This window comes from Lachnotalea sp. AF33-28, assembly GCF_003477885.1.
Classification (GTDB): Bacteria; Bacillota; Clostridia; order Lachnospirales; family Lachnospiraceae; genus AF33-28.
In genome coordinates, this window is record NZ_QUEE01000009.1 from 221235 (window position 1) to 231759 (window position 10525).

Below are 10525 nucleotides of genomic sequence, written 5' to 3' on the forward strand. Positions count from 1 at the left end.
CTTCCTTTCCTTTTTCTTATCCCTTGATTCCGCCCTGATAGGTGATGCCCTCCACCAGATAATCCTCGCCATACAGGAATATCAGCAGACAGGGTATCATATATATGGTAGCTACTGCAAACGCCAGCCCGATCTCTCCGCTGTTGATCTTGGACAGGAAGATGGACAGTGGATGCATATCCGCATTGGATAACAGGATGAGAGGCTGCTCAACCATGTTCCAGTAATCAATAAATACCAGGATTGCCACGGAAGCCAGCGCTCCCTTACACAGAGGCATGCATACGCGTCTGAATATCTGCCATTCACCCGCACCGTCAATCTTGGCCGCTTCGATCAGAGAAGTTGGAATTCTTCTCATAAATTTCGTGAGCAGAAACACTGCAAAGGGTGAAAAGATACCCGGCAGCCATATCGCCCACCTGGTGTCCAGGATATGCAGCCATTCGGAAACCAGGTAATTTGGCACCAGCGTAACCTGGTAAGGCATCAGCATCAGAATTATGTACAGAAAAAATATAATCTCTTTAATCCTGCCCCGAAACCGGGTGAATCCATAGGCCGCCAGACAGGCAACCGCCAGCTGGAATACCAGGATCGGCACCACCAGTATGACTGAGTTCCAGAACTTCAGCAGATACTCCGGGCTCTTTAACAGAACGGTTATATACTGGTTAAACGATACCATATCCGGTATAAATTTCAGGTTCACCTTATTGGATATAAAAACCTTGCCCCCGCTGTCCGTCGTAGCGAACACTGCCCCGTAATTGGCCGATATCTCCGACGCGGTCATAAAGGAGTTGGTGATTGTCAGCACTATGGGCAAAAGAAACAGTACTGCGAAAAACAGCGCAGCCAGAGTGGCCAGGCCCAGCATGAATTTCTTTTTGAAACGGCGCCGCTTTGCTGCTTTAACCACCTGGGCGAGTTCGTCCTTTTCTTTTTTCTCTCTGCTCATCCCTCCACATCCTTTCCGAAATGATTTTCCACCAGAAACAGAATGCCGATGATGATCACCATAACGATTGACATCAGAATCGCCGCAGCCGACAGCTTCTGATAATCCAGCGAGCGGAACGTATTGTTCATGAAATGCTGCAGCATATAGAGCGTCTCGTACGGATAATCGCTGGTCAGCAGGTAGATCTCACGAAACACCTTAAAGGAGTTGATCAGCGACATGATGGTAACAAAAAGGATCGTGGAGGAGAGATACCGCAGCTTCACATGGATGAAGGTCTGCCAGGAGGAACTGCTGTCCAGGCGGACCACCTCGATGATATCCTTCGGAATGCTGCCAAGCGCCGCCATGAACAAAATCATGTTGTATCCCAGGTTCTTCCACAGAAAGAGCAGAACGATTACAATTTGGGCGTAGCTGGATTTCATCCAGTCGATTTTTCCGATCCCGAATATCGCAAGTATATCGTTGACGCCGCCGTTATAGTGGAACATCACCTGATAAATCAGCACTACAGAGGCAACCGGCACCATCATTGGCGTCAGGAAAAAGGTTCTGAACTGGCTGCGAAACGGTATCTTGCGGTCCAGCAACGCTGCCAGGCCCAAAGATAGAAGCACTGCCAAGGGCACCGCGATGGCCGAAAACTGCAGCGTATTGGCAGCGGCCTGCCGGAAAGCAGAATTGCCCAGCACATTCTTAAAGTTATCTATGAAGACAAAATTGTGGCTGATCGGATTGTCGACTAGCGAGTAAAAAATAACCACAAGAAAAGGAATAACAAAAAACACGGCGACTCCGATCATGCTCGGCGCCAGATATGGCGCCGAACTGATGAGTTCCCTGATTTTCTTCTTTTTCTGCGGTTCTGTCATCTTTTTCTTCTGACCGGATTTTTTCATTTTCTGATTTCCTATCTGTTTTCATTCACATAGATCTGAATCCTGCTCTGGATGATATCCGCCACTTCCTGTGCGGTCTTCTGTCCCTGGAAATAGCCTCCGGCTTCCTCGGTGATGATATTCTGGATATTCTGGTCCAGCTGCAGCGCATTGTCCGTAGCGTTGATCAGCTCTTTGATCGCATCCACGTCTTCCTGAGTCGCCGCGTAGATATCCATGCTGAAATCGTCATACGTCCAGGAGGTTTTCTGCTGTTCTACCTGATTGCCGTTTTCATCGGTGTAGTATTCCTTTGTCATGGCATCTTCAAACTTCTTATCCAGTTCTGTCTTAAGGACCGGGAAACTCCAGCGTCTGGCGTTATCGGAACTCTGGTAATCATCCGTCAGGAAAGTGCGCAGGAACTGCCATACGGCGTCCTTATTCTTGCTCTTGGAATTTATTCCCAGGCTCACGCCACCACTTGTGAAGAAGGAGCCATTGCCATCTGCACCGGGATAGCCTATAAAGGTGGTTGGCTCACCGAACATGCCTGCATACATCTGATAATCCGTAACTTCGTTGATGCCAGTGTCCATCAGAAGCAGCTTGCCGCTCTGGATTTTGCTGGGCACGCTGGGCGCCGTCTCGTCATAGTTATACTCGCTGCTGAATTTGTTGGCAAATTCCAGCACCTCGATAAAATCAGGGGTGTTAAAGCTGCACTGTCCTGTGCTCCAGTCCACGTATTTATCCAGACCGTACATACAGGAATACATCAGTATAGAGTCCTTGGTAGCATAGGAGAAGATTTCCGTGCCTTCCGGCTTTTCATCCATCAGCTTCATCAGGTCATCCAGCGTCCAGCCCATCCTGTCGCCTACATCAGATACCTTGCCCATAACCGTGTTAATGCTGAAATATGGGACGACCGCTATCAGCTTACCTCCGATTTCATAAGCTTTAAATACGTTTTCCACAAAATCTTCCCGTTTTAACTCCTCATCACCGTCAATAAAGGGATACAAATCCTCCAGAATGCCCTTCGCAGCATACTGCTTCATATTGCCGCCGGAAATATCGATGATATCAGGGCCGTTTCCGGAAACGATATCAGCATTCATCTGCGCCACAATTTCATCATATTTTTCATAGTCAGCATTATCGCCCAGATACTCCTTTACCGTAATGCGGTATTTATCATTTGTCTTATTAAACTTGATGATTTCGGTCTTCACATCCTGGTTTAAGTACATGGTACCCAGGGTGAGTTCGGTCTTCTCCGCCACCTCGGATTTCTGCTTCTTGGTCAGGTAAATCAGTTCTGTGCGGGAATTATCCTGGGAGTAGTCCGTATTGACCACCAGGATCCTGCCATCATCAAGCGCTGCAGCCAGCTGGATATTATCGCCGTTTAAATCGCTGTCAATCCAGTTTAGCAGTTCCTTGCTTTCCTTCGTCTGGGTGCTGTATTCATATAACGTGTTTCCGGTGGATATCAAAAGTCCCGAATCAACGCCGGCAGAGTAACCTCCGTTGCCGTTGCCGCTGGGCACATTTTCATAAGTGGTACCGAATCCTTTGGCAGCCACATCGATTTCCTTGAATACCATGGACTGAGCATAGGTTGCGACCAGCACCTTGCCCTCCTTGGAGCATCCCATTCCGTTAATCCACTCATCGCATTTCACATTAAACAGCGTGCTGCCGCTTTTACCGTCCAGCACATAGATGTTCGTATCTCCCGCTGACAGATAGATGTTTCCCTCACCGTCCGCACAAAGATACTGGATGTAGGGATTATCCGGGTCCATAAGAGGGGACAGATCCTGTCTTAGTGTTTCATTTCCCACGCTGTCCGTCTTCATAATTTCATATTTCTGAACCGGATTCTCAGCTTCGGGATCATAGGATGAAATCACGAAATAAAGATTTCCGCTGTTATCCGCGTACATCCGGTTTACATAGTTGTTTTCCGGAAGCGTTATAGGAAGCTCCTGCGGAGCATCCTGGCCGATCTCCAGGCAGTAAAATTTGTCCGTGGAAACCTGCGTCTGTTCGTCATAGCTGTTTTGCTGATAGTATAACTTATTATTGGCATACACCAGATTGCTCACCCAGTTACTGCCCGCTCCCTCTTTTGTGAGGTCCTGATATTCGGCCACATATACATATTCCGGTCCGGAATTACCGCCGGCCTTATTGCTGCAGGCCGAAAGCTGCATACACATCATTACGGCCAGCCCGATTGCGGTCAGCCTTTTCATCCATTTCTTCATACCTTGGTTCTCCTTTTATCCGTATCAGTCTGTCAGATTAGTTTTGCATGATACTATCACAAATTATATTATTTATTGAATATAAATACTATAGAAAATTTCTTAACTTTTAATGACGATATTGTTTTTCTCTGTAAATTCCATGCGCACTTCTGTCTTTTTCTCCGGATTTTAAGCCAGCTGGCCGGACGGCGCTTTGATGAGCGAAGGCGCAAAAAAGGCCGCAACCCTTTTAATATAGGTTTCGGCCTTCATTCATGAGACACCGGGGACTCGAACCCCGGACAACTTGATTAAAAGTCAAGTGCTCTACCACCTGAGCTAGTATCCCATATTTAATTACTGTGCCTCTTTACCGAGGGCACAAGACTGGGCTAGCTGGATTCGAACCAGCGCATCCAGGAGTCAAAGTCCTGTGCCTTACCGCTTGGCGATAGCCCATTGAATCTTAGGGTGGGTAGTGGGACTCGAACCCACGACCTCCAGAGCCACAATCTGGCGCGCTAACCAACTGTGCCATACCCACCATAACGTGCCTGCGGGGATTCGAACCCTGGACACATGGCTTAGAAGGCCATTGCTCTATCCAACTGAGCTACAAGCACAAACGGTAATTATAAAGAGACACTATGCTCAACGCCGCGCATAAGACGCGCTCATTTCGCAAGTGTGCTTATCTTCTAAGCTCGAAAAACTCTCGCTAAGAAAATAATGCGAGCGGGTGATGGGAATCGAACCCACGTATCTAGCTTGGAAGGCTAGTGTTCTACCATTGAACTACACCCGCATCTGTCAATAAGCAGACACGATCGGGGTGACAGGATTCGAACCTGCGGCCTCCTGGTCCCAAACCAGGCGCTCTAGCCAAACTGAGCTACACCCCGCGCTTATTGTCAAATTAACGGTCATTCGTGACGCAAAAAGTATTATATAATAGGAAAATCATAATGTCAACAAGAATTTTCCAAAATACTAATTTTTTCTTCCTATGTAATTGACCGTAAAATGAACGGTTCCTTCTCGGTCAATTTCCATCACGATATAGGAAGGCTGTCTGCCGTCCTGCCTTGGGTAAGACAGGCTTCCGGGGTTCACCACTATCACTTCATCCATATAATCCACGCTGGGGCGGTGGGTATGGCCGTACATCACGATGTCCGCGCCCCTGGCTCTGGCCTCGGCCGCCAGCTGCTCCGGCCCTAAGGATACATAATAGTAATGCCCATGTGTCAGAAAAATATGATACTTTCCGATGTTAAATTCCAATTCTTTTTCCAGACTGGAAAAGAAATCGTTGTTGCCGGCCACCATTTTCACCGGACAGCCTGCAATCTCCCTGATGTAATCTTCGCTTCCCTCCACATCACCGCAATGAATCAGCATATCAATCTCGCCTGCGGAGCTGATCACCTTGCTCAAATTTCCATTCTGGCGATGGGTGTCGCTGACAATGAGTATTTTCATAGCTGCCTCCTATGATAACTTTATTCTGATTACTTCTTTCATCTCTTTCAGGGCTTTAGCTCTGTGGCTCACCTGGTTCTTCTGCTTCGGTGTAAGCTGTGCGGTCGTTGCGCCAAACTCTGGCACAAAAAATATAGGATCATAGCCGAATCCTCCGTCCCCTTTAGGTTCTCTGGCAATCTCCCCCTCGATCGTCCCTAGGGTTACGGCCTCCTCCCCATCCGGAAATACTGCTGCGATCGCACAGACGAATCTGGCACTGCGCTGCGTGCCCACCGCCTGATCAAGCCTGTCTATGATGGAGCGGTTTTTGATATCGTAGGAAGTATCCTCACCCATATATCTGGCGGAATAGACGCCGGGTTCTCCGCCCAGATAGTCCACTTCCAGACCTGAATCATCGGCCAGAACAAGGGCCCCTGTAAGCTTATGGACGATCCTGGCCTTGATCAGAGCGTTTTCTTCAAAGGTTTTCCCATCCTCCACGATATCAGCCTGTATTCCCGCTTCCTTTAAGGACAGCACTCCTCTGTTCAGATCCGCGAGGATCATCCTAATTTCCTTCATCTTGCCCTCGTTGGAGGTGGCAAAAATTATCTTATCTTTCATTGCTTCTTTCTCCCTCTTCCTTCATGTCCGCCGGTTGGACCGGCAACGGCCGCGGTCAGTCGCTTACGTCATCCGTAAATGCTTTCAGGCAGATGTTGCTCTGCTGAGTCGATTCGGCGCTGGTCCACTGGCTTCCGTTGGCGCTGATATATCCTTCGCCGTCCGATAAATCTACGGTTTCGGTGCTTTCATCCACCATATACTCTATGGCGATGGGATGGACCGACCCGGGCGTGGTGATATAAACAATGACTGCAAAACGCTCTCCCGCATCCAGCGGGATGCTTTCCTCCAACTCAACTGTATAATAACCGGCCAGCTTTAAATTGCCCGAGGCAACCAGCTGCCTCTTGTAAAAGCTGTATTTATCCGCCGCATCCCTCACCACATACACCTCATATTCCGTGTCCGGACCGGTGGCGTAGAAAGCTACGGATCTAAGCAGTTCCTCACCCTTTGTCTGGTAGACATTGGCAAAATATGCGCTGTCATTGCCGTACCCCATCTGCCCCACCCAGCCGCAGAGGTCGGACTGGTAGATATTGGAGTAGTTATCGGTTTCCTCTACCCGCGTATAAACCAGATTATGGATGCCGATATTGGTGTCATAATAGGATATATAGAAGATGCCGTTATCTCCGAATTCCTCACCCCAGCTGTTCAGGCAGATAAATGCTCCGTCCCCCTCCAGTTCCATGTTGAAATTCTCCTTGGGGTAGGAGTCATCCCATCCAATGATCACGATATCGTGATTTGCCTTCTGTTCCCCTATGTAGCAGTAGGCATTTGTATCGTTGTTGTAGTATTTGGAACGGCTTTTATAATTCTTTAAAGGGGTATAAATCGAAGTCTGAACCCCGCCGTGCAGATATACGGCCCTCTTGATCCCCTGATAATCTTTATTGCCGATCATCTGGATCTCCTGCACATGTTTCACCGCCGAAAGCCCCGCGGGCGATTCCCCGTCGCCATACGGGTCATCCTCTTCCAGCACAGGCCCTCTCCATGCCGCCAGATAGGCGATGGACATCGTGTAATCGCCGCCCTTGTGCTGATCCACATTGAAGTCGCTGTTTAATGACATGTGGTCTTCGGACAGATCCAGATTATATTCCGGCAGAAGTGACGTTTCCAGCGCGTTCAGGGAGGCAAAGGCCCAGCAGGTGCCCAGTGCACCCTGATTCTTGACCTTCGGCACTTTTCCGATCTCCCGGTAGTCATAGCGGTATGGCAGCACTTCCTTCTCATCGTTTTCATTGGCCATGACAGCCGTATTTTCTGCCATGGACCAGGTGTAGGAATATCCAAGCCCCTTGGAAACCGCTTCCACCGGTATGAACAGCTCCTCACCTATGAGCACCGGCGCTGCCGCAAGGTGCACTTCCTTTTCATCCCTTTTCATGACGTGGTCTCCCACCGTCAGTTCGATCCGACGCGCATTTTTCTCCAATACGAGCATTTCGCGGTCATAGAAATTGGCAGCGCAGTAAAAGGCATCTGTCAGTACTGAAGAGGATATCATCAGATTCATATTATCATCCATGTAGGCGTTGTGCCCCGAAGCAACCTCTTTGCCTCCCACCTGCAAGTGGATTTCCCTGGAATTTACATCCGCTACGATCGCCGATGTCCATCCTTCCGATTTCACGCACTCTTTGCTGCCCTGTCTGACGCTCTGCGGTTCCAGAGTATTATGGAAATACAACACGGCTGTCACAGCAATCATTACAACCAGTAAACAATACAGTCCTCTACGTTTCAATTGTTGTCCTCAAATTCATCTTTTAGCCGGCGGTTTCGGTCCCAAAAACTGATAAAAATATGTTTTAATCATCCCATTGTAAATCTTGCGGTTTTTATCCGCCTTTCTGCCCATATATTTCTCCGCATCTTCATAGGAAGTGATCAGAAATGCCGACCAGGAATCCAGCGCAGCGAAGCGCTCCCCTATCTGCCGGTAAAGATCCGGAAGGTTCTTTTTATCCTCGATGCGCTCCCCATAGGGAGGATTGGTGATCAGAAAACCGTATTTCTTCGGATGGCTTAACTCGCTGACCGGACGCCTCTGCAGGTGGATCATATGGTCCACGCCGGCCGCCGCCGCGTTGTCCCTCGCCGCTGTGATCACATCCCCGTCTATGTCATAGCCCTGGATGTCCACGGAAACATCCGGGTCCGCCATATCCTTAGCCTCTTCGAATATGTCATTCCACAGCTTGGATCCTGACAGGTTATTCCAGCTTTCAGCCAGAAAATGCCTTCCTGCGCCAGGAGCCATATTAGCTGCGATCATAGCAGCTTCTATCGGGAATGTCCCGCTGCCGCAAAAAGGATCCACCAAAATGCGGTCAGTCTTCCACGGTGTCAGCATGATCAGAGCGGCCGCCAGCGTCTCCGATATGGGCGCCTTGCTCACCAATTTTCGGTATCCTCTCTTATGCAGCGACTCCCCAGTGGTATCCAGGGCCACCGTCACCTCATCCTTCATCAGGAACACACGCAGCGGATACTGCGGCCCGTCTTCCGGAAACCATTCCAGATGATAGCTGGATTTCATCCTTTCTACCACGGCTTTTTTTACCAGTGACTGTATGTCCGAGGGGCTGAACAGTTTGCTCTTTACCGATGAAGCCTTGGTAACCCAGAATTTCGCGTCCTTCGGCAGGAATTCTTCCCAGGCCAGCGCCTTAGTGCCTTCAAACAGCTCATCAAATGTTTCCGCGTGAAAGCTTCCCACCTTCAGCAGCACCCGTTCGGCCGTGCGCAGGAAGATATTGGCGCGGCAGACAGCCTCCTCATCTCCCAGGAAGGTCACACGCCCATCTTCCACACTGCTTATCTCATAACCCAAATCATATATCTCTCTTTTCAGCACCGCTTCCAGCCCAAAGTGGCATGGCGCGATCAATTCGTATAATTTCATGCGGCTGCTCCCATCTTTCATCGGATATCCGTATCCTATACCTATATTAAAGCCTGATCTTCTCTCTGTCAAGAAAAGGAATTCGGTTGGCAGCCATGTTTTACACAGTCTATGTAGCGAATGCCGGCAGGGCAGTTACTGCCCCATCGGCATTCCGATTACCGGATACAGCGCCGATTAATAATCTCTGCTGCAGTCACGGCTGGAATTCTGGCTGTTGTTCTGGCTGGAATTCTGGCTGTTGTTTCTGGAGCTGTTCTTGGAACTGTTCTGAGAATTATTCTGAGAATTGTTCTGAGAACGGTTCTGATTGTTGTTCTGGCTGTTGTTCTGGTTATTGTTCTGGCTGTTATTTCTGCAGTTTTCGTTATTGTTTGCCATAATAAATGACCTCCTGAAAAAATGTTTTATTAGTGCTGTCCGGTATGTTTTTATCCGGATTATTTAAACCGGATTTGCCTGACAGCAGGGTTTATTGGTTACAAAACTATTATGTCAGTTTTCGTTTTTATTATTCCGTTAATATTTTATTTATCCTTGCATTTTATGTCGAATTATAATATAATCTCAATTGCAAAAGATTTTGAAATCTCAGATTTTTAAATCTTTTCGTTATTACCCCTTATTAATTATTTATACTCCCCTCATCGAAACGCCGCTGGCTCCCCCAGCGGCGTTTCTCTTGTCCTTCAATTAGGAAACTATTAAATAAAAGCGCTCAGCTTAGGATCGCACTGCGGCGGGCACCGCGGGGTACACTAACAAACCGGCTGATTCCGCCACAGCACGGAATCAGCCGGTTTGTCCGACTCAGTTTAGTTTCAGAACGTACTTTCCTAGAAATACGAAATCACGCCCGGCGGCGAAACCACCGGTAAACCATCCAGGCCAGCAGAAGCCACCAGAAAATGCCCGGCAGGAAGAAAATGATGTTGAGTATCAGCAGTATGAACAGCACCACCACTGCCAGAACAATCCAGCCCGAAAAGCGCAGAAGCTTCGGCGGTTTCCCGTAAGGCTGTTCTGTCTCATCACGGTACACGCCTCCATCCTCGCCGTAGGTATAGCCGCCGAACCCGTCTCCGCCCGCCGTCTGCTGCTCGATCTGGCAGGTATCTATGATGGTTTTGGCAATCAGGCGCGGGTTGCCAAGGGAATCCAGCACATCGTATTCCGATTTCCCGCTGTTTATTTCTCCGTCTATATAATTCCGGTAGTAGTTCACATTTTCGAAAACTACGGAAGAAGGTACCTCCCCGGAAAGCTGATCATTTAAATTATCCAGAAACTCCTGCTTTGTCATCTCTGACCTCCACTTGCCGATTTACGGTTATATCACAATGCCTAACGTCATTGTAGCATACCGAGTGTTTGCGGTAAAGGCGCGCGGAGATGAAATCTTTCT

9 protein-coding genes and 6 tRNA genes are annotated in these 10525 nt (G+C 48.6%); all 15 read right to left on the minus strand.

Annotated features, from left to right (window positions below; translation table 11 throughout):
- Window positions 1-16: 16 nt before the first annotated feature.
- The 15 genes from DWZ56_RS14245 to DWZ56_RS14315 all read right to left on the minus strand — a co-directional run bounded on the left by DWZ56_RS14245 (window position 17) and on the right by DWZ56_RS14315 (window position 10423).
- Window positions 17-961: a carbohydrate ABC transporter permease gene (locus tag DWZ56_RS14245; protein ID WP_330424886.1), complete on the minus strand. Its 945-nt coding sequence runs from the start codon at window positions 959-961 to the stop codon at window positions 17-19.
- Window positions 958-1866 carry a carbohydrate ABC transporter permease gene (locus DWZ56_RS14250; RefSeq protein WP_118557305.1) on the minus strand — a complete coding sequence of 303 codons (909 nt, stop codon included), beginning with the start codon at window positions 1864-1866 and terminating at the stop codon, window positions 958-960. The genes DWZ56_RS14245 and DWZ56_RS14250 overlap by 4 nt, the downstream gene beginning before the upstream one ends.
- Before the next feature lie 11 nt (window positions 1867-1877).
- Entirely contained in the window at window positions 1878-4124 is a 2247-nt protein-coding gene (locus tag DWZ56_RS14255) for an extracellular solute-binding protein (RefSeq protein WP_118557306.1), read from the minus strand.
- A 258-nt stretch (window positions 4125-4382) separates the two neighbouring features.
- Window positions 4383-4455: transfer RNA gene (locus DWZ56_RS14260), tRNA-Lys, on the minus strand.
- Window positions 4456-4493: 38 nt separating this feature from the next.
- A tRNA-Gln gene (locus DWZ56_RS14265) sits at window positions 4494-4565 on the minus strand.
- A gap of 11 nt (window positions 4566-4576) precedes the next feature.
- Window positions 4577-4650, minus strand: a tRNA-His gene (locus DWZ56_RS14270).
- Window positions 4651-4655: 5 nt separating this feature from the next.
- Window positions 4656-4729 (minus strand) — tRNA-Arg (locus tag DWZ56_RS14275).
- Between the two features lie 111 nt (window positions 4730-4840).
- Window positions 4841-4911: transfer RNA gene (locus tag DWZ56_RS14280), tRNA-Gly, on the minus strand.
- Window positions 4912-4933: 22 nt separating this feature from the next.
- A tRNA-Pro gene (locus DWZ56_RS14285) sits at window positions 4934-5008 on the minus strand.
- A gap of 88 nt (window positions 5009-5096) precedes the next feature.
- Window positions 5097-5588: a metallophosphoesterase family protein gene (locus DWZ56_RS14290; RefSeq protein WP_118557307.1), complete on the minus strand. Its 492-nt coding sequence runs from the start codon at window positions 5586-5588 to the stop codon at window positions 5097-5099.
- A 9-nt stretch (window positions 5589-5597) separates the two neighbouring features.
- A complete protein-coding gene (locus tag DWZ56_RS14295) occupies window positions 5598-6197 on the minus strand; it encodes an XTP/dITP diphosphatase (RefSeq protein WP_118557308.1) in 600 nt (199 codons plus the stop codon).
- Window positions 6198-6252: 55 nt separating this feature from the next.
- A complete protein-coding gene (locus DWZ56_RS14300; protein ID WP_243095268.1) occupies window positions 6253-7959 on the minus strand; it encodes a lectin like domain-containing protein in 1707 nt (568 codons plus the stop codon).
- Between the two features lie 15 nt (window positions 7960-7974).
- Complete coding sequence (locus DWZ56_RS14305) at window positions 7975-9120, minus strand: THUMP domain-containing class I SAM-dependent RNA methyltransferase (protein WP_118557322.1); 1146 nt, start codon at window positions 9118-9120, stop codon at window positions 7975-7977.
- 177 nt (window positions 9121-9297) lie between these two features.
- On the minus strand, window positions 9298-9501 hold the full coding sequence (locus DWZ56_RS14310; RefSeq protein ID WP_118557310.1) for a hypothetical protein: 204 nt from the start codon (window positions 9499-9501) through the stop codon (window positions 9298-9300).
- A gap of 469 nt (window positions 9502-9970) precedes the next feature.
- Window positions 9971-10423 (minus strand): DUF1700 domain-containing protein, encoded by a 453-nt coding sequence (locus DWZ56_RS14315; protein ID WP_158584599.1) that lies wholly within the window; start codon window positions 10421-10423, stop codon window positions 9971-9973.
- Window positions 10424-10525: the final 102 nt, after the last annotated feature.